This window comes from Roseobacter sp. AzwK-3b (assembly GCF_000170875.1).
In the GTDB taxonomy this organism is placed as follows: Bacteria; Pseudomonadota; Alphaproteobacteria; order Rhodobacterales; family Rhodobacteraceae; genus Roseovarius; species Roseovarius litoreus.
The window spans coordinates 47329-66792 of sequence record NZ_ABCR01000002.1; the positions used below are offsets into that span (position 1 = coordinate 47329).

The 19464-nt window shown below is 53.0% G+C and carries 19 protein-coding genes and 2 pseudogenes; 15 read left to right on the forward strand and 6 right to left on the reverse strand.

Translation table 11 applies throughout. The annotated features are described in order from the left end of the window. Window positions 1-102 precede the first annotated feature (102 nt). The 5 genes and pseudogenes from RAZWK3B_RS20455 to RAZWK3B_RS04445 all read left to right on the forward strand — a co-directional run. A pseudogene (locus RAZWK3B_RS20455) lies at window positions 103-462 on the forward strand (integrase core domain-containing protein); the annotation flags it as partial. A 215-nt stretch (window positions 463-677) separates the two neighbouring features. Continuing rightward, window positions 678-1109: a hypothetical protein gene (locus RAZWK3B_RS04430; RefSeq protein ID WP_007812621.1), complete on the forward strand. Its 432-nt coding sequence runs from the start codon at window positions 678-680 to the stop codon at window positions 1107-1109. 434 nt (window positions 1110-1543) lie between these two features. Continuing rightward, window positions 1544-2863, forward strand: a complete 1320-nt coding sequence (locus RAZWK3B_RS04435; RefSeq protein ID WP_198133245.1) for a TackOD1 domain-containing metal-binding protein — start codon at window positions 1544-1546, stop codon at window positions 2861-2863. Continuing rightward, on the forward strand, window positions 2856-4115 hold the full coding sequence (locus RAZWK3B_RS04440; RefSeq protein ID WP_007812624.1) for a glycosyltransferase family 2 protein: 1260 nt from the start codon (window positions 2856-2858) through the stop codon (window positions 4113-4115). The genes RAZWK3B_RS04435 and RAZWK3B_RS04440 overlap by 8 nt, the downstream gene beginning before the upstream one ends. After that, the gene (locus RAZWK3B_RS04445) at window positions 4115-5146 is read left to right on the forward strand and encodes an HlyD family secretion protein (RefSeq protein WP_007812626.1); all 1032 of its coding nucleotides are present in this window, start codon (window positions 4115-4117) and stop codon (window positions 5144-5146) included. The genes RAZWK3B_RS04440 and RAZWK3B_RS04445 overlap by 1 nt, the downstream gene beginning before the upstream one ends. On the opposite strand, the gene RAZWK3B_RS20460 is transcribed toward RAZWK3B_RS04445, so the two are convergent. Continuing rightward, window positions 5139-6365, reverse strand: a complete 1227-nt coding sequence (locus RAZWK3B_RS20460; protein ID WP_007812627.1) for a sensor domain-containing phosphodiesterase — start codon at window positions 6363-6365, stop codon at window positions 5139-5141. The two genes, RAZWK3B_RS04445 and RAZWK3B_RS20460, sit on opposite strands and share 8 nt — an antisense overlap. A 540-nt stretch (window positions 6366-6905) precedes the next feature. On the opposite strand from RAZWK3B_RS20460, the gene RAZWK3B_RS20115 reads away from it, so the two are divergent. Beyond that, on the forward strand, window positions 6906-7451 hold the full coding sequence (locus RAZWK3B_RS20115; RefSeq protein WP_007812629.1) for a putative pterin-binding protein: 546 nt from the start codon (window positions 6906-6908) through the stop codon (window positions 7449-7451). 41 nt (window positions 7452-7492) lie between these two features. Further along, window positions 7493-8599 carry a GGDEF domain-containing protein gene (locus tag RAZWK3B_RS20120; RefSeq protein ID WP_007812630.1) on the forward strand — a complete coding sequence of 369 codons (1107 nt, stop codon included), beginning with the start codon at window positions 7493-7495 and terminating at the stop codon, window positions 8597-8599. A gap of 257 nt (window positions 8600-8856) precedes the next feature. Here the strand turns inward: RAZWK3B_RS20120 and RAZWK3B_RS20465 are convergent. Further along, window positions 8857-9084: pseudogene (locus RAZWK3B_RS20465) on the reverse strand (IS110 family transposase); the annotation flags it as partial. A 79-nt stretch (window positions 9085-9163) separates the two neighbouring features. Here RAZWK3B_RS20465 and RAZWK3B_RS04465 point away from each other — a divergent pair. Both RAZWK3B_RS04465 and RAZWK3B_RS04470 read left to right on the forward strand, forming a co-directional pair. After that, a complete protein-coding gene (locus RAZWK3B_RS04465) occupies window positions 9164-9457 on the forward strand; it encodes an IS3 family transposase (RefSeq protein WP_007812633.1) in 294 nt (97 codons plus the stop codon). 8 nt (window positions 9458-9465) lie between these two features. After that, complete coding sequence (locus RAZWK3B_RS04470; protein ID WP_007812636.1) at window positions 9466-9729, forward strand: hypothetical protein; 264 nt, start codon at window positions 9466-9468, stop codon at window positions 9727-9729. Window positions 9730-9794: 65 nt separating this feature from the next. Here RAZWK3B_RS04470 and RAZWK3B_RS04475 read toward each other — a convergent pair whose 3' ends face one another. Beyond that, window positions 9795-10826: a ligand-gated ion channel gene (locus RAZWK3B_RS04475; RefSeq protein ID WP_083798998.1), complete on the reverse strand. Its 1032-nt coding sequence runs from the start codon at window positions 10824-10826 to the stop codon at window positions 9795-9797. Window positions 10827-11031: 205 nt separating this feature from the next. Between RAZWK3B_RS04475 and RAZWK3B_RS04480 the strand changes: the two genes are divergently transcribed. After that, a complete protein-coding gene (locus RAZWK3B_RS04480) occupies window positions 11032-11409 on the forward strand; it encodes a cupin domain-containing protein (protein ID WP_007812639.1) in 378 nt (125 codons plus the stop codon). 211 nt (window positions 11410-11620) lie between these two features. On the opposite strand, the gene RAZWK3B_RS04485 is transcribed toward RAZWK3B_RS04480, so the two are convergent. From RAZWK3B_RS04485 to RAZWK3B_RS04495, 3 genes are all read right to left on the reverse strand, one after another. Next, complete coding sequence (locus tag RAZWK3B_RS04485; RefSeq protein ID WP_007812640.1) at window positions 11621-13168, reverse strand: phospholipase D family protein; 1548 nt, start codon at window positions 13166-13168, stop codon at window positions 11621-11623. 257 nt (window positions 13169-13425) lie between these two features. Next, the gene (locus tag RAZWK3B_RS04490; RefSeq protein WP_007812642.1) at window positions 13426-13800 is read right to left on the reverse strand and encodes a hypothetical protein; all 375 of its coding nucleotides are present in this window, start codon (window positions 13798-13800) and stop codon (window positions 13426-13428) included. A 241-nt stretch (window positions 13801-14041) separates the two neighbouring features. Beyond that, window positions 14042-14584, reverse strand: a complete 543-nt coding sequence (locus tag RAZWK3B_RS04495; protein ID WP_157132152.1) for a hypothetical protein — start codon at window positions 14582-14584, stop codon at window positions 14042-14044. Between the two features lie 723 nt (window positions 14585-15307). Here RAZWK3B_RS04495 and tnpA point away from each other — a divergent pair. The 5 genes from tnpA (at window position 15308) to RAZWK3B_RS04520 (ending at window position 19461) form a co-directional block, all read left to right on the forward strand. Then, the gene (gene tnpA / locus RAZWK3B_RS04500; protein WP_007811945.1) at window positions 15308-15739 is read left to right on the forward strand and encodes an IS66-like element accessory protein TnpA; all 432 of its coding nucleotides are present in this window, start codon (window positions 15308-15310) and stop codon (window positions 15737-15739) included. Beyond that, window positions 15736-16089 (forward strand): IS66 family insertion sequence element accessory protein TnpB, encoded by a 354-nt coding sequence (tnpB, locus tag RAZWK3B_RS04505; RefSeq protein WP_007812645.1) that lies wholly within the window; start codon window positions 15736-15738, stop codon window positions 16087-16089. Before tnpA ends, tnpB begins: the two co-directional genes overlap by 4 nt. A gap of 54 nt (window positions 16090-16143) precedes the next feature. Continuing rightward, window positions 16144-17703, forward strand: a complete 1560-nt coding sequence (gene tnpC / locus RAZWK3B_RS04510; RefSeq protein ID WP_007811937.1) for an IS66 family transposase — start codon at window positions 16144-16146, stop codon at window positions 17701-17703. Window positions 17704-17741: 38 nt separating this feature from the next. Next, window positions 17742-18023 carry a potassium channel family protein gene (locus RAZWK3B_RS04515; RefSeq protein ID WP_007812647.1) on the forward strand — a complete coding sequence of 94 codons (282 nt, stop codon included), beginning with the start codon at window positions 17742-17744 and terminating at the stop codon, window positions 18021-18023. A gap of 373 nt (window positions 18024-18396) precedes the next feature. Further along, the gene (locus tag RAZWK3B_RS04520) at window positions 18397-19461 is read left to right on the forward strand and encodes an efflux RND transporter periplasmic adaptor subunit (RefSeq protein WP_286131797.1); all 1065 of its coding nucleotides are present in this window, start codon (window positions 18397-18399) and stop codon (window positions 19459-19461) included. Window positions 19462-19464 lie beyond the last annotated feature (3 nt).

The window sequence follows — 19464 nt, forward strand, 5'->3', positions numbered from 1 at the left end:
CACTGTAGGGACCCGAGACCCGGCTATGACCACCTGCTGCGCTATTTGGGGGCTGCGCAGGCGGTCATAGCCTCATAATCAGCATCATTCCGAAGGTGTTACGGAAAAGAGTTCACCGATCGCCTCTTCGGCCTGCGCAAGCGTGCTGCGACGGGCGAGCACGAGTTCGACAAGCTGTGTGCTGACTTGGACATCGAGCACCGCCTGACCCCGCCGCAATCGCCTCAGACAAACGGCATGGTCGAACGGTTCAACGGTCGGATCGAAGAGGTGCTTCAAAGCCATCACTTCCGATCAGGTGAGGAGCTAGAGGCCACGCTGCATCGCTATGTCTGGCTCTACAACCAGCAACTCCCACAATCAGCATTGGGCAGCAGGTCGCCCTTGCAGGCGATGAAGGACTGGCACAAACTCAAGCCTGAGCTGTTCAAGAAACAGCCATATTACCTTCCGGGATGTGACAGCTCCGACGATCCCGAGACCAAGTGGGCCGCCCTGGACCAGATTGACAAAATGGGGCTCGACCTCGCCGACGCAATGAGCGTGATCTACGAAGAGCAGGTCGCAAATAAAACCGACGGCCCCCTGGCCATCCTCGAGCTGCGCCGCCGCCAGGTCATGCGCGACTACGAGACCCTGCAGTCGCGCCGCCCCATTGACGCAAGCAGGCTCGACGCGTGACCGCCCCGTCCGAGCGCGCCGCCCGAAACCTCCGCAACGCGGCCCGCAGCACCGGGCCCAAATCGGTGGCTGGCAAGGCCGTCGTGGCCGGCAACGCCCGCCGCCATGGCCTCACCGCCGAGCCGCGGCCGGGCGACGTGGCCGCTTGGCTCCGGGTTATTCTGGAATGTGACGACCTGCCAAGTGCCGCCACACTCCCGCAAGACGCCCGCGGCCAGGCCGCCCTCGCGCTTGCCCGCGCCGAGGCCGTCCTCACCGCCGCCGAGCAGGCCTTGCGCGACGAGGTCACAAACCCTGCCATTGAAAAGCCGGGTCCGCCCGCAAAACGCGTGAGGCTCCTCATGCGCTATGCCTCGGAGGCTCGGTCGCGGCGCCGCAAGGCGCTCAACCACTGGCTCTCGCTCAGCGAATGTGAGGCCGTCTCATGAGATCCGCAGTTTCCCGAAACAAAGCCAGAGGTCATATCCCGAAACAAAGCCAGCCTCTGGCGCCGTGCGGCGGACGCGTTTCCCGAAACAAAGCCACCGGAGCGCCGCGCCACCACCATCAAAGCCGCGCCACCCCGGAATGCCCGCCGCGCAGTCGCCCCCATTTTTTCGATCCGGAAACCTGTTAAAAAAACAGGAATAACGGGGCCCAGCCCCAAAATGGCGCCGACTTAGAATGCCTGATAACGTGGGTACGCACGCCACAAAATAACGCCCGACAACACCAATAACACACCACACAATCCACATAAAAAACTATCAATCACTACCACAAAGCCAACACCCAACCAAAAAACTGCGTTTTTTTAATCCCGGAGACTTCCCCAGATCATAAACCTGCCTAAATGACAAAAAAACCAACGGGGGACACAAAGTTGGAGCAGTATAAAATTTTCGCAGACCAAACACTGCGCGATCTCCCAGACCCTTGGGTGTTTGTCGACACCATTCCAAACGATAGCAATCTCGACGCCATTGTTTGTTTCGAGGGTGATCAACACGTGCCGCACAGTCTGGTCTCGGCCTCCGTATCACCGCTCATTTGCATCATATATGTCGGGCAAAACCCGCCAGCTTGGTGTGACATTCATGTCGACGCGTCGGCCGGGCAGGACCTGCTTGCAAAGCTGTCAGAAGCTGCTGATTTCGTTCAACAAACACGCAAGCTAAATCCACCAAAATTTAAGGAAGAGCAGGATCGTCTGCATATCCTCGGGCTCCTCTCTACGCGCCACACCCGTTTGGCCCCAGTGGCAGATGCAAACTTAAAAACCATGTTTTACTATCCACGATTATATTGGCTGGAGAATACTCAAGCGGCCCTCGAAAGTCTCGTGCGCAACAATTTGCTCAGCGTATCTCTTCAACAGAAAACATTTCACTGTGCCCAGTGTTCATCGGCGCGTCTGATTGCCAGAGAAACTTGCTCAAAATGCGGTAGCGTGGATATTCAAGAGGATAGCCTGATCCATCATTTTGCTTGTGGGACCCAACAAGCCAAAAGTGCCTTTCGAGATGGCGCTGAATTAATATGCCCCAAATGCAACAAGCAATTGAGGCATTTTGGCGTGGATTATGATCAACCGAGCGTGATCGTGAAATGTAAAGCCTGCGATGAAATATCTGACGACGTATCAGTTAATTTCTTGTGTGGTGATTGTGGCGAGTCCATGGCCTCCGATGGAGCCGTGGTTAAGGAGTGGTATCAATACGACATAACAAGCGCGGGTAAATCTACGGCTAGCCTTGGTATACTGCCGCAGCGCCGTATGCAGGAGCTTTTGGAGAGTTTTGATAAGTGGAAGCCGCGTCTTAGCTTCAGTTTGATCTTGGATTTTTATCTTGGCATTGTTGATCGCTATGCGCGTAATTTAAACGTCCTGTGCATGAAAGTCGGGCACTCAAGTCAGCAAGTCTTCATGTCAGACGATGCCAGTGTGGAAACCCAACGCTACCAGGATTTCGTCATTGATCTACTGGTAGAAACGCTTCGAGGAACAGACTTCCTCACGTCTATCGAAAGCGAAATTTTTATAGCATTGCCGGAAACCGATGATCAAGGCGCCGACAAAGCGATTGAACGGTTTAAGACCAAAATAGAAAATTACACCAAATCTGAAAAAGGAGTATCGATCCGGAAGTTGTCTCGAAAGGAGGTCGAAGACCTTATAAAGAGATGCTCAAGTAATGTTTGAACTGAGTTTTGCTTTTTTGGCAAATTTAAGCGCATCCAGCGCTGTTCATCTGTATTGGTACTATTTTCTTTTTGAATTTCCGCGTTTTATTTTATCCGCACTCGCTGTTGCGGTGGCATCCGTTCTGAGAGAAAGGCCTGATAGTCCCAAAGACCTCCTTGTCAGCGTCCTCATCGTAGGGTTGAATGATAAAGCAGGGTTGGCGAGAACTCTTCAATCTCTGAAGTCCCAGACCCATAAGAACCTAGAGATCATTGTCGTGCAGGATGGCCCTGGAACCACAATGTATCAGCTGGGAAAAGAGTTTGAAGCCTCTGGCGACATACAAAAGTACATTAAAACTGAGATAAGGGGCGGAAAAGCAGCGGCTTTGAACATAGGATTTACGCGTTGCTCTTCAGAATACGTTGTTGTGGCAGATATCGACACCTCGTTTGATAGAAACGCAATTAGCACAATTATCGGCCGCTTGCTCAGCGATAAGAAGATTGGTGGGGTCAGCGGTAATCTCGCGCCAAGAAACCTCGCGTCGGGTTTTTGGCCGTCAGTCCAAGCGATCGAATACTTGAATAACATCACGATTGGACGTCAATTCCAGTCCATGTTTGGTATCCTGACCATTGTGTCAGGAGCATTTGGAGCTTTCCGCGCGTCTGCAATAAGATCAGTTGGTGGCTGGGACGTTGGACCGGGCGATGACTCAAACCTCACCACAAAAATTCGTTTGAGCGGCTGGAAGATTCAATTTGAGCCTGACGCTTGGGCGTTGACGGACGTCCCGGACTCTTTTCTGGCCCTATGGACCCAAAGACTGCGCTGGAACAGAAGTCTGATACGGAATAGGTGGAGAAAGTTCCGATCTGTGTTCAATCCTTTCCTTCACAACTTTTCATTGGTCGAGGTCGTCGCCGCGACGAACCAGTTATGGTTCAACTTCATAGCAACATTTGCGTATTTATTTTATATTTTCTACTCAATCATAACCTATGGTGAGTGGGCAATTATGATTATTTTGTCGCTGCATATAATAATGTTTGTGTTTGATGTTCTTCTTTTTCTTCAAGCGGCGACCTTGCATCCAAGAGGCTACTTTTGGAAACTCGTCCTATACTTACCCGCTTACGCGCTTTATGGCGGCTTTTTGATGCGCGCAAACAGGGTGTATGCATATCTTTCAGAGCTTTTATTTCGCTCCTCATACAATGACAGCTTCTACCCGACAAAAGTAAGGCAACAGCAAGAGAAGTTCTGATGAGACGCATTCTTGGCAAAAAAAGAATCGATAATATTTCAAGTGAGGTCCGTACTAAGCGGTCACAAAAACTTGGTCGATTCATCTATTTTTCAGTTGTTATCGCACTTTTTGCTTTCATATTTGATTTGTTTTTTGGAAATTATCTCTATCTCAAAGCGCCGGCGCTTATTGTTAAAGATGAGCAATCTGTTTCATTGGGTTTTGCAGGCGTGGTTGAGGCTGTGTTTGTGGAAGAAGGAGACAATATCACAAAGGGTGCTCACATCGCTAAGGTTCGAAGCTTGGAAACCAATAAAGATGTTGCCAATTTACTTTCGAATACCAACTCGTACATTTTTGAACTACAAGATAAGGAGCGCCGCTTAAATAGCTTGGAAGAATTAATACCCCTGGCGCGGTCTCGGGTTGAAAATTTAGAAAAAGCTAACAGGGCCGTTGGGTCTTTAGGGGAGCAGGGGCTCATCACGCAAAATCGTTCTGAGATTCTGGCAGACAGATTGTTTGAAGCGCAACAAGATTATGTCGAGTTAAAAGCGGAGCGGCAGAGCCTTGCGTTGCAAATAGAACAGAACCAGGAGGAGCTCCGGCTGTTCGAAGCAGTACTCGAAGATATCTCCACAACGTTCAACAGTGGCAACATCACAAGCTTACTTCCCGGTGTCGTTGAAAAAATACACGTTCTGCCTGGTGAGTACGTTCAACCTGGTGCGGTTTTGGCGACAGTGTTACATGGGGAGCCATACGTCACCGGTTTTCTGGAGGTCGGCCGTCTGTTTGATTTGAATGTAAATGATGAAGTCTTCGTGCGAACAGGGGGATCACAAATAACAGGGCGCGTGGTTTCCATTGACCCTATTGCACCGGAAGTGCTGCCCGAGTTTCAGTTGGCCTTTGATGCACAGGCACGAATGCAGTCTTTCAAAGTTGCTCTGGATAATGTGCCAAACGAAAAGATGCCAATTTTCTCTCAAGTGAGAGTTGTCAAGTCAACAAACCTATATTCGAATGTTTTGAAACTGTTCAATTAATGTGGAGAGAGGTGCCCTCCACGGGTTGCGAAAAGAAATAACCCTGAAATAATTTAACGCCTAGTGCCAGGAGTATATCCAACTCCATTTCAGATTCCACACCTTCCGCAATTATTTTGGTACCTGTAAAGTTGCCATACTCGACAAATGCCTTGATTAAGCCTTGTTTGTTTTTGTTTTCATTGATGCCGCGAATTGTACTCGCGTCAATCTTGATGATCTCTGGATTAAGCTCAACAACGTGTTTGAAAGACGCATAGCCGGAACCCGCATCATCAATAGCCAGTTTGGCTCCAGAGCGTATCAAGGTATCGAGTCTTTTGTTGAAAGACGCATAATTTTCGACCGCATCATGTTCAGTCAGTTCAAGCACGAGTGCATGTTCCTGCCAGGTCGGAAACGCGGTGAAGAATGCTTCACTTTCGACAGTTTTGGGTGAGAGATTTACAGATAAAAACTGATCATCAGAGGCCGGTGCGAACTGTTCATAAGCAGACTGGATTATTTCCAACTCCAGTTGTGGGGCCATGCCAGCTGCTGATGCAATTTTGAAAACCTCTTCAGTATCTCTAGAAATGTTGTTCTTTTGAAAACGCGTCAATGCCTCAAAGCCAATTATACTCTTGGTGGGGTATTCAACGATTGGTTGGTATAAAATCCGATATCGTTTACTTTTTATTATATCACTTATTTCTTTCTGACGATTAAATAACTCATTTAATGTATCTGCTTTGACGCTAAAGCTACGAGCAATAAACTCAGAGAAAAGACTAAGTAAAGAGGCGTCTTGCGGAGTGAGCCAATCGCAAGTGCTACGAGAGAAACAACAAATAGATCCAAATATCTTTCCATCACCCATTCGTATGGGCGCGCTAATGAATGATTTAATTGGTACGGCAAAGGTTTCAGGAATATCAGCAACCGCGGGTTCTGTCGTCGCGTCAATAATAAGGTTAGGCAACTTGCCATCGGCAACTCTTTTGCAAAAGCTTTTTGAGAGATACGTGCTGTCACCTTCGCAGATACCGACCTGTTCCCCTTCCTGTGAAAAGTCTACTGCTAAAAATGTTTGAAACTCATCGTGAAACTGAGATACATAAGCAATGTCCATATGTAAAAACTCTCGCAACTCTCGTACAACACTCCTAATTAAACGCAGTAGCTCTACAGGGTCTGAGTGTGATGAGCTGGCAATTTCATCGACGTAGTTCAGTACCATGAGGGTGCTCTTTCCTACCTGACTAGCTGCATATTATAAACAATAGCCGTTGAGCTCGCAATGAATGCTTTTTACCAATTGGTTTGCTTCTAGTGCGGGCCCAACTTTGTTCTTGCCCCGTCTACCGAGTGCTTTGCTCTGATGCCCTATAAATGATCTTCGGCTTAATACTCAGGGTTAGTACATTGCTCGCGCAGTTGGCATGATGATAGTCCTTGGTGGCCGGATCATTGGCTCGGATGTTGAACGTCCTAATAACTACACTGTTACAAGCTAAAGGTTGCGGCTTGATCGTTCAGATGGAGAGCGGTTTAGTGCCAAACAGAAGTGCTCGAGCTTCGTACTGGTATACATCCTTCATCCAGAGGGCGCCTGATTAAGAACAGCTCATAATGAGTGGTTATACACGCGATTTTTAAGCATAATGATTGAAATCTTTTTCGATTTGCGATCTATTGACCGAGTGCTTAGACGTTTGCCTTCTATCGAATAATTAAAGTTTGTGCTCTTGTCGTACAGGAAAGTGGGAGTCAAATCACAATGATAAAACTGCTCTTTCAAAAAGCTCGAACGTTTACATGCGGCGCCCTTCTATTAATTGCTATGGCCTGCGTAATTGTGGTGATCGTGACGCCGTCAAAAGTAGTTGCGGAACAGCTGGGATCGGCAACACCAGCATATCTTGAGGTGCGCTCTCTAAGGTCAGGCAAAGTTGAAAACAGCATTACACTGAGCCGCGACAAATTGTTGGCCGCGCCTCTTACAAAAATAACAACGACCACGCCCTGGACTGAGGGTTTACAAGAGTTTGAAGGGGTTCCGCTTAAAGGTTTAATCCGAGCCGTCTCTGAAAATGTATTGATCAAGCTAATTGCATTAAACGATTACACTGTAACATTGCAATCTTCGGAGTTGAGCGATGAGTTTCCCATAGTTGCGTTTAAGATGAATGGAAAAACTCTCAGAGTCCGAGATAGAGGTCCATTTTGGATTATTTATCCTTTTGACAAGCCAGAATATAAATCTGAGAAGTTCTTCGCGCAAAGCGTCTGGCAATTGAAGGCGATTGATATTATTCTAAAATGATACTTAGCTAAGTTTTAAATGGTGTTTGTTCGGAGGCGAGGATGGCGATTATAAGGATATCGAAAATATTAGCGATTCCAGTTTGCTTTCTGGTAATTGTAAAAATTACGTTAGCTTTGCAGAACTTAAATGAAGCTCTTTCGAGAGTTGATAAGCTTGATCAAGAACAGACTGTATGGGCATCAACTCAAATTGACAATTCTATTACCGATTTTAGGCGCCTTATTTTGTATGAACTGTATGCGCCTGATAAAATGATGGGAAAATCAATTGATCTGGAATTTGATATTTTCTATTCGAGGCTAGTGCAAGTATCGGATCCCATTCTGGCACAAGTTTTGGAAAATACTAACTTCACTCTCCCTGTAGGCGAAGTCGAAAGGGCAAGGGCGTCTATGGCAAATATTTTGGATGCACCAGGTCCGGCCTCCGGTGACAATCTTTTCCAAGTGTATACTATCGCATCTGACCTTCAGGACCTTTGGCGACCGTATAAATTTGCGATCCTACAGGCCGCGCGTGAGCAAAAGTTCAACCAATTAGAGGCTGCTCGGGATGCGTTGAGTAATGCACGAAATTCTATATTGATTGGCGCATTGTTTGTCCTGATAACCCTTGGGCTCGTTTTTATTAATGTCCGGATTTCAAGTCGTCGCGAAGTCTTGGAAGATGAGCTGCGGCATGACGCACTCACTGGTAGCCTTTCTAGATCAGGCTTTTATGATGTTGCTGCGCAAGAAAAAAATCTGTTAAGTATTGCGGTTATTGATCTGAATAAGCTCAAGGAAGTCAACGATACGCTGGGTCATAGTGCTGGAGATCAATTATTAAAAGCTGCGTCGGTGGCATTGGAAAACGTAACTTCTCAAGCTGGTTTTGTGGCTCGTGTCGGTGGTGACGAGTTTTGGGTTGGGTCAAGCCTACCCGTTGATGAATTGGCAGCGCTTTTTAATGACGCGTCAAAAAAAATCATGCTACTATTTCCTGATTATAAAAATATTTCCAAGCAATTTCCGCTGTCGTACGGAATTTGTTTGTTGACAAATTTTTCTTCACTAGATGGTGCGCTTCTGGCAGCTGATCAAAAAATGTATCAAATGAAGAGAAAGCTTCATAACGAAATAGCTGTGTATAAAAAAAGTTCTTAGTTCTTTTGTCCCACCTCTGGGATCTTTCAAGAGTGGGCTCTGCTTTGTGTTCATTTCAGCAAGTAAATTGCGCCTTAATATTCCCGCTGTCTTGTCCAACTGAATCTTGACGAGTGTCAAGTGGATGATGCATTTTATTGCAGCAAGTCGCAAAATTCCTTTGTTTGGGTTTGTCGCGAAGCGCTTTTTGTGCGACCACTGGCTCGTTACTTCGCAGCATAGACGAAGACTTGCTTTGTCTAGAGTATCCGTCTTGATCAAGCGGGTTTTGGCGTCCATGTGCGGTCTTGTCGGACTAGTGCGTTGGCCAGTTCGATGAGCTTTCGCATGAGGGCTGTCAGAGCGACTTTGGCGGGTTTTCCATCCGATGTCATCGCTTGGTATTTCTGCCTCAGATCCGGATTGTAGCGGGCAGCGACGAGCGCGGGCATATAGAGTGCATCGCGCAGGAATTTTCGTCCGCCTTGTATGAACGCCTTACCACTGAGCTACCCCCCGAAATTCGGACACTGACGTAAGCTGCAATTTGTAGTCTGCTGATCTTCAACACGAAGGAGATCAGGAATGTCGAAACGGAAGCAACATCATCCAGAATTCAAAGCCAAGGTGGCGTTGGAGGCGCTGAAAGGCGAGGAGACGGTCAGTGAACTGGCCAGTCGGTTCGGCGTGCATCCAACAATGATACACCAATGGAAACGGGCTTTGTTGGAAGGCGCATCGGGCGTGTTCGAGCGCGGCGGTCGCAAGGTGCCGGAAGTCGATGAGGAACAGGTCAAAGACCTGCACGCCAAGATCGGGGAGCTGGCCGTCGCCAACGATTTTTTGGCCAGAAAGCTCAAACCCTGGACCGGCAAGTGAGGCGTAAGATGATTGAACCGAACCTGCCGGGCCTGTCTGTTGGGAAGCAATGCGCTTTGCTGTCGATCTCACGGTCCTCGTTTTACTATGAGCCGAAGGGCGAGAGCGAGATGAACCTCGACTTGATGCGCGTGATCGATAAGCAGTTCCTGGAAACACCGTTTTACGGCGTGCGTCAGATGACATGGCATCTGCGCAACGAAGGCCATCGCCTTCAGATGTCTCTGAATACATCGTTGCCGACGCCCGCTGGCGGGGGCAACACTATCTGACCAATCAGACGGTGCAGACGAACTGTTGCTCCGGCCCGGAGTGAAACGCGTCTCGGTTTCGCCGCTCAGTGTATTCCCGACATTGCAAGGGTGCCCCATCCGCCAATCAGCAAAATAGGAAAAATCACGCGCGCCCAACGGTCAATCTGGTGCGCGCGTGCCTCGTGGCCATTGACGACGTACAGCCCCGTCACAAGAGCCTCGGCGATGGCCAGAAACACAATCGCTATTGACCATATCAGGATCTGATCAAGAACTGTCAGATAGCCAAGCGGGGGCAGGGACCCGGCGACCGCAAGATTGAAGGCGATCACCGTCAACATTGATGTGGCTCCTAGGCCGATCTGAAACTCAAACCTGTTTGGCGGCACCCAGAAGATCACCCAAGACATCGCGACCACGAAAAACAGCGGCAGCATGATCCGGAAGAGGTAGTAATTCACCTCACGGTCCGCCGAAATGGTCAGTGTGAGCATGCTCAAAAAATGCCCGGATTCTCGAAGTTTTGCTTGCTGCTCTTGGAGTGACAGGGTGTTGACATGCCAGCCCGATATATTGAGCTGGTCCGATAGCCATGTGTTCGCCTGATCCGGCACGAATTTCAGGGTCGCGGCACCAGTGCCGACCGGCATGAACGTGATGGCGAAATCATGCGTGTCGAATGGAAAATTGCGCAGGTTATGATAGGTCGAAATGTCTCCAAAGAACCTCTGCCTGTAGCTCACGCGTCCCTCTGCCCCGATCACAACCTGATCGCGCGCATTGTTTCGCGCGGTGCGCAGGCTGGACGAGTTCTGCAAGACTAGGTCAGGAACCCAAACCTCTGAGCGTGCAAACCGACACCCTTCAAGCGATATCAGACGTAGATCTTGCCAAGCCAACGTCGCGCCAATATCGACGTTGATTTGTTGTGTCACATCATCAACACCGAGGATGTCGAGTACGATAAAGGATGCGTTCACCTGAACTGGACCACCATCTTCGCGTATTGGTGCCACGTCGGTGCGCATGGTTGGCAGCGTACAGGCCATCACGGCGCAGGCATTTAGAATGCCAACGCCGATACACGTCAACAAACCTGCAAGCCACCTTTCCATGCCGTCCCCATCTGCCTGAAGCGCCTGTTTTGGCAAAATTCTGTCTCACCTTATAGGCATAGGCAAGAAATTCGGCGTCTGAACGTGATGAAAAGCTGCTCGGTCACTTGAAGCACATTTCCAAATTAAAAAGGAGCTTGTAGCCTCTTGGTAAATGGCCCGGTTTGCACCGGCCAACGCTCAATTGGTGAAAAAGGAGACACAAATGACGATGCGGATTGCGACCTTTTCCAATGATGGCGAAGGCGGCACAAAGCTCGGTCATGAGACAGTGGAATTGCGCGCAGGCCTTAGCGACTTCCTAGCCACGTCACCGATGATGTCCTCGGCTGAGCCGTGCAAGCGCTATTTCTACACAGAGCTGCCTTCCGGTTACGTAAGCAGCAAGGATTTTTCCAGCCGTCGCCAACTTTGCGTTCTGCTTTCTGGCGAAGTAGAATTGACCTCGAGTGCAGGTCATGTGGAGCGGTTCAACGCCGGTGCGGTCATACGTCTGGAAGATACAGATTATGAAAACCCCGGCCGGGCAATCCGGGTCATTGGCGATCAGGCTGCACGCATTCTCTCTGTGCAGGTCGAATGAAAATGAGGGTTACGTATCAATTCTCATGCAAGCCTCCTGATACCACGCCTCGGTCACTCTAAGCGCGCATCCAGTTATTCGAGATTTGCATGCCGGATCATGCATCTTACGCAACCTGAAGGCTGCCAAGGCTGCTGGTCAGTACGAGACTCACCGCTTTCTTGCCTTATGTTACGCCAGCACAGGGGCGTAATGAACACGTTTGTCCAGGTCACAGAATCCATTCAACAGGCAGCAGGCTCATGAAGCCGACAAGGCCGCGTTGGAATGCCGTGGTGTTCGGTTCCTCAAGCCAGACCAGCGGCGCGTCACTGTCACTGACCTCGGACCATTCGATCTGTCCGTCCAAACCTTCGCCCAGGTGGTAGAACATCTCGTTTCGGTCCAGAGCTGCCGCGAGTGATGCCGCGATTGCCGGACTTTCAATCAGGAAACCCATTTCGGTGTTCAGTGAGGCGGAGCGCGGGTCGAAATTGAAAGAGCCAATGAAGATGCGTTCACCGTCGACGGCAAACGTCTTGGCATGAAGGCTCGATTGTGAACCCGTCAAAAGCTGCGCGAATGACGTGCCGTCGGGCATGTCAGGGCGGGCACGTAATTCGAGAATCTCGGCACCCGCTCGCAGCAGGCGGTCACGGTACCCTACCCAAGCGCTGTGAACCACCGGGACATCCGTTGCCTCTAGCGAATTGGTTACCAGTCGGGTGCGGATTCCGTCGGCCAGATACCCCTCGATAAGGGCTGTACCGGCCTCGCCCGGGATCAGGTAGGCAGACACCAGATCAAGGCTACGCTTGGGCTGACGCAAAATTTCGGGAAGCTGACCTATGAGCAGCGCGTCATCTTCCGCCTTGCCAACTCCCTTGGCTGGGTCATCGCTGACCAGAGTGACGGTGGTCCACTCCAACACGTCCTCCCCCGCCAGAACACGCGCCATGATGGGGGCGTCAACGATCGCGGCTGCGTAATCTGATCCGCGTGAACTATTCTGCGCTTCGGCAACAGCGACGGCCATCTCCGCAAGCCCGTCTTCGGAGAGCGGTAGCACGTCGGCGGCATCATATGAGGAACCGCTGGTCCAATACGCGTCGAAATTGTCCGAAACATCTTGGGCCGCGGGCCCGACCGCCAGCGCATCAAAGTCGAAATAGGCCGTGCCCTCACCATAAGCGAAATATATGTCGCCGATGTTGCGCCCGCCGATGACGGTTGCCAACCCGTCTACGGTCATCGACTTGTTGTGCATTCGCCGATTCAGGCGAAAGAAGTCGAACGCGTAGGATAGCAATTTGGGTTTTCGCATGGTGAAGGGGTTGAAGATACGGACCTCGACATTTTCCATCCCGTCGAGATCGGCCAGAACACTGTCGAGGCCGGGGATGCCGTTGTCATCCAGCAGAATGCGAACCCGCACCCCGCGCTCTGCCGCGGCTCTCAGTTCCTCGAGCAACAACCAGCCAGTCGTGTCAGTCTGCCAGATGTAGTATTGCACGTCGATTGACGCTTCCGCCGCGCGCGCAAGAAGTATTCGAGCGGTCAGTGCGTCGCGGCCATCGGCCAAGGGAACAACCCCACTGAGACCTTCATGTTCAGCAATTAGGGGCAGAAGGGCGCCGCCGAGGCGGGTGTCGACGTTGGCGCGAATAGCCGTCGAGGCCTGTTCGGTGGGCGGGTCGGGCAGTGGGTGCGTCAGCCGCAGAACAACGATGACAAGCGCCGCTACAATGACGGTCTTGAGAAGAAATCTCAGGAAGCCCATTGTCCGCCTTTCGTGTAAAAAGACCCGTCGCAATTTATCGCATGGCCCGGCATGGTCGGGCAACCTTCATCAGCGTCCGCAAAAGCATTTGGCCGGCGACGGGTTAAGCTCCGTTCGTCCCCTTGTCCTAGTTAGGATGGACCAAAGCGCCGGATCGTTTTTAAATTGAATGACGAAGTTTTGGCAGGGCGGGAGGGAACCGTCGTGGTCATTAAAGTTATCATTCTGTCACGCGGCGCGCTTCAGGTCGGCGCCATCTATTTTGCCTGGCGGGTAGTTGCCTCGGCTCGGAGGCCGCCGGGGCGGAGTAGGCTGGGCCTTTTTTGCTCAGGGCACCGTATATCAGTGTGCTTCTTTAACTGGCTTTCGGGCGTCATCGCTACCGGCGCTACGCCATGCTGCGCAAGAGGCGCGAGCGGGTCATCAACGGTTTGCGCCATCTTGCGACCGAACATAAGCATGTTACTAAGCTGCCGATTGATCCGCTCCCCTTTTGAGGTGATCGCCAATCTCCTTGCCGTGCGGGGAAATTCGTTGATCCCCTGATCGACGGGTCTGATGGTGTCGATACCATTTTTGCGGCCATCGACAGGGCGGAACGCTACATATTGGTGCAATTCTTTATTGTGCATGACGACGAGTTCGGGCGGGCATCGTCGCGGCACGCGAAAGGGTCTGGATCGCGTCCGCCTATCACGTCCCAGACACAGATATTCTGACGGTGCTGAAACATGCCGCCCTCGCCGCGCGTGATGTGCGGATTCTGGTGCCCGAGATGATCGATCACCAATTCCCATGGCGTGCCGCCTGTGCCTATTTCGACGACCAGCGCGACTCTGGCGCGGCTCCTGGCGCCCTTGCTTTGAGCTCGCATCACTCGTTCGCTGATGTCCCACGCAGACCGGTAAGCATGTCCGCGACAGATTTCCCCAAACTGTCAAAAGCAGAGGTGACTGCTGTTTCAATCAGCGCGTCCGGGTCTGCGCCGAGTGCGGTCACCGCTGCGGTCAACTCGGCAAGTTGCATCTCTGCTCCGGCGATACGCGCCTCGAGCGTCGAGGTGTCTATGCCGCGCGCCATGCTAGGTGTGGCCAGATCGGTGCGGGCGGCGGCGATTTCCTTGGACAAGGTGGTTATGTCGGTTCGCAACGGCAAGACAGCCCTGGCGGCCTCCCCAATCTGTTCCGAGACGCGTTCCGCTGCCGACAGTGCCCCCCAGACGAGCCAAAGGCAAAGCGCTGTCAGGATCAAGGTGGCGTTCAGAAACGCCAGTACGAGGTTTCTGATACTCCGTCCCAAACTGCGATCCGCCATTTGTTGCACCACCGAATTGATTGCGCCCAGATAAACTGGCACATGTCGCCGCGTAGCTACAAGCGTCTTCGTCTTTGAGATGATCGCCGGAAAGTGTGTCACTTAGCGCCGACCGTCACCACCCACGACGCGCAACACCTGCCGGGCATCTCGACCTCATCGACCAGTATTGTCGCGTCCTCTAATGGGCTTTGCAACATCAAGAAAAGGCGGTGCCCGGCACACAATACCCAATGAGACACTGCCGATGCATCAGGTCTTCGTGTGATCGGATACACAGCACGGGTTGCTCCACGAAATCCCAAACAGGTGACCGGTATGAGTATCATCATTCCGGGTCCACCAAGGCCTGCCCGTCGAGCTGTAGAACGGCACAAGTTGTCGAGGCGTGTCGCCGAGATCGACAAAACGATCAATCGACCGCAGCAAGGGGGCTGACGGTAAATGATCCTAATCAAGATCTCGAAGAACAGCGCTCTTGCGCCACAAGCCTCGGCCCTGTCATCGCCAGCTCTCCCTCGCCTCGGGAGCAGTGAATGAGCAGTCAAAGACTCGTTCAAGCGGAGTTTTTCGACAGAATTCGGATATAGCCGACCTTTCTCGCCGCAGTACATCACGTCGACCGGTAATTGAACGAAGACTTCCAAAGACACCGGTTCATCCCCTAAATGCCATTGGCGGAAACCACTGAACGTGAGGAGCCTTGAGATGGAATACACATGGGCGTTTTTCGAAGCATTGTAAGCGGTCGCTGGCCCTCACCTTTTACCCGCTTGTCTGACCTGCGATGCCATGTCCGATGGAGATCGGTGCAGGAGTTTCGCGATGGCGACTACGTTGGAGTTTCTCCGGGATTACGGGGTGGACATAAGGACCAACGGACAGCGACGCTGGCCGGATGAGATAAAGGCTCGGATCGTTGCTGAGAGTTTGCAGCCAGGTGTGAGCGTGAATGCAGTTGCGGCGCGGTATGGTCTTCGGGCGAACCATTTATCGGAATGGCGTAGTCGGGCACGTGATGGCCGGTTGGTTTTGCCTGTGGTTGAAGATGACAGCTTCTGTTTTGCACCGATCGTCGTGTCGGATGGTGGCGGCGGTGCGGATGTGCCGGCTGTCGCCGGGCAGCCCACAAAGCCTGACGGGTTGTCCTGTAAACCCATCGAGATTGCGATAGGTCGTGTGACAATCCGGGTCGATGGCACCACCAGTTCTGACCGGATTGCCGAGATCGTGCGGGCAATCGGGGCGCGGCCATGATGTTCCCGTCAAACCGCGTGCGGGTTCTGGTCTCGACGCAGCCAGTGGACTTCAGGAAAGGTCATGATGGTCTGGCGGCAATCGTGTCATCTGTGCTGCGCAAGGATCCGTTCACCGGCACGGTGTTTGTGTTCCGATCGCGCCGTGCCGATCGGCTGAAGCTTCTTTACTGGGACGGCACCGGTCTGGTGATGGCTTACAAGCGACTGGAGGAGGCAACCTTCACCTGGCCTGCGATCAAGGACGGGGTGATGGCGTTGAACCATGCCCAGTTCGAGGCGCTGTTTGCCGGGCTGGACTGGCGTAAGGTTAAAGCCTTAGAGGCGCGCCCCCCTGCTGCGGCAGAGTGAATCAACCATATGTTTTTGCGTGATTTTACTGGGGCATCTGGGTAGCTATGGCCTATGCAAACTGCCCCGCAACTTGATCTTTCCGCTATCCCGGCTGCGCAACGCGCGGCGGTTCTGGCGTTGATGGAAAAGGTAGCGGCGCTCACAGAAATAACCCAACGGCAAGAGCACCTGATCGCCGAGTTGAACCATGCCCTGCATGGGAAGCGGTCGGAAAAGCTGACCGAGGATGAGCGACAGCTGGCGTTCGAGGATCTGTCCATCGCACTGGCAGAGGTCGAGGTGCAGAAGGAACATCTGGCTGACAGGTCAGGTGACAAGACGACAACCAAGCCTGCGCCGAAGCGCACCATCGGCAATCTGCCGACAGCATTGCCCCGCATCGAAGAGGTCATCGAACCCGAGAGCCTGATTTGCCCTTGTGGCTGTGGCGTCATGCACAAGATCGGTGAAGACCGCAGCGAGCGGCTGGATATCGTGCCAGCGCAGTTGCGCGTCATCGTCACCGTGCGCCCGAAATACGCCTGCCGGACCTGCACCGACGGCGTGACCCAAGCCCCCGCACCATCGCATCTGATCATGGGCGGCCTGCCGACCGAGGCGACCATCGCCCATGTGCTGGTCAGCAAATATGCCGACCACCTGCCACTATACCGCCAAAGCCAGATTCTGGCGCGGGCGGGTCTTGATCTGCACCGCGCTGTGCTGGCCGATTGGGTGGGTAAGGCGGCGTTCCATCTCAAGCCCGTCGTCGACCGGCTGACCGACCATCTGAAGCGATCCAGCAAGCTGTTCATGGATGAAACCACGGCCCCGGTGCTGGACCCAGGGCGCGGCAAAACCAAAACCGGGTATCTCTGGGCACTGGCCCGCGATGACCGACCATGGGGCGGTGAGGACCCGCCAGGCGTGGTCTACTTCTATGCCCCCGGGCGCGCGGGCCAGAATGCCGAAACATTCCTGACAGGCTTTGATGGCATCCTTCAGATCGACGGATACCAGGGCTACAACCGGCTGACCAAGCCTACCCGCAAGGGCGGCAATCCCATTCGCGTGGCCCATTGCTGGGCCCATGCCCGGCGCAAACTGAACGAAGTCTTTGACCGCGATAGATCAGAGATCGCCGCCGAAGGCCTGCGCCGCATCGCCGGGATCTATGCCGTAGAAGCTGACATTCGTGGCATCTCCCCCGGCCAGCGATTGTCTGCCCGCCAGACCCACAGCGCTCCACTGGTCGCGGCCTTCGGTGATTGGCTGCAGGCTGAGCGACGCAAGGTCTCTGCCAAATCCCGCTTGGGCGAAAAGCTGACTTACATCCACAATCACTGGGACGGGCTGCAGACCTTCTTGGCTGATGGTCGCGTCGAGATCGACAACAACCGCGTCGAAAACATGATCCGACCGATCGCTTTGAACCGCAAGAACTCACTCTTCGCGGGTCACGACGAGGGCGGCATCGCTTGGGGCCGCATTGCCTCGCTCATCGAAACCTGCAAAATCAACGGCGTCGAGCCCTTCGCCTATCTCAAGGCAACCCTCACAGCGATCGCCAATGGCCACCCGCAAAACCATATCGAATACTTGCTACCGTGGAACTTCAAGCCGTCAAGCTAAGCCGTCAGTGTTGTCCAGCGAACGCTTACGAAGCATTTATGGATGCCATTGTAGAACTCACGCCGATATTGCTCGCCCTGATTTCTTTGATCGTGGCTAATGGCCTTGCCGTCGGTCGATTGGAGGGATGGTGCGTGGGAGACTCCCTCTATCACGCATTCATCAATGCCACTACGGTAGGCTATGGTGATTTTTGTCCAACGACCGGTTTCAGTAAGTTCCTTACTGTGTTGAACGCATTTGTCGGGCTGCTCCTGACCGGCATTGTGGTTGGTGCTGGGACATTTGCCGTACAAAGAGCTTACCAAGTTGCGTTTTGATCGCGTCCGTGCCGGGGAGTGGTCTCGTCACCCGGAACCAAATTTGCCATCATTGGCACGAAGCAAATTTGGGAGATACGGCATGAAGGACCGGTCATCGGTTGCTTTCAGCGATGAAGAGCGCGGGTTTCTGGAAGCGCAGTTGCGCGGGCACAAGGCGGCGCGGTCGGTGTCCGGCAGGTGACGGATCGTGTTGAGCTGCGCTGACGGTTTGACCAGAAAGGAGATCACCTAAGGTCAGCAACATTATTTTGATGCGTTTGCAAACGTGGTACAAAGCCGGTGACTTTCTCAATGAATTGGTTATCGTCACGTTATATTTTATGCATAAGGAAAGACTCGTTTGATCAAAATTCTTTTTCTTGCATCGATTGTGCTTTCAGCAGGAAGCACCGCTTTTTCACAGGAAGCTGCCCCTCGCGCAGCGGTTGTCGCGGTTGAGGCAACGACCCGAACTCTTGCGGAAACATCTGTGTTCAATGGCCGGCTCGACGCCAATCGGCGCGTTGCGCTTGCTGCGCGTGTGTCCGGAATGATCGAGATGACGGAGTTTACGCCCGGTGCGCAGGTGACGGAGGGGCAACCGCTGTTCGTGATCGAGGATGATCTCTACGCGGCGGCGGTGCGGGAAGCCGAAGGCGCGTTGCGTGCCGCAGAGGCGCAGCGAGATCTGGCCCGGATCGAGCGCGACCGCCAAGCTGAGTTGGTGTCGCGCGATGCAGGCGCGCGGGCACGTCTTGACCAAGCAGAGGCCGCACTCGCCACAGCCGAGGCCGATGTGCTACGGCTTGCGGCCGTGCTGGACCGGGCGGGCACCAACCTGTCTTATACACAGATCAAGGCCCCGTTCGCCGGGCGCATCGGCGACCGTGCTGTGGATGCGGGCGCGCTGGTTGGGCCCGAGACGGGTGCGTTGGCGATGCTTGTCCAGCTTGACCCGATCCATGCCGAATTCGCCGTGCCAACGGCAGTTTTGCGCGATTTCCTCGAACGCGTTGAACGCGGCGAGATCTCCAAAACGGCAGCGGTTACACTGACGCTGGCCAATGGCAGTATCTATGAACAGCCCGGCGATATCGATTTCGTCGATAGCCGTGTGAATTCCGGGACTGACAGCGTGACATTGCGGGCACGATTTGCCAACCCTGAGGGACGTTTGCTGGACGGTGAGCTGGTGCGCGTGACGCTCACATCAGATACGCCTGAGGCCGAATTGGCGATCCCGGCGCAGGCGGTGCAGCGCGACATCCAGGGCGCCTTTGTTCTTGTGGTGGGCGAGGGAGATGTGGCCCAGCAACGCCGTGTGACCGTGCGCCGAAACGCCGAGGGCTTCGCCGTCATCGCCGAGGGGCTGAGCGAAGGCGAGCGCGTCATCACCGAGGGTGTCAACAAGGTCCGCCCCGGCGCAGCCGTCGATGCCATCGCACCCGGGGGCTGATCC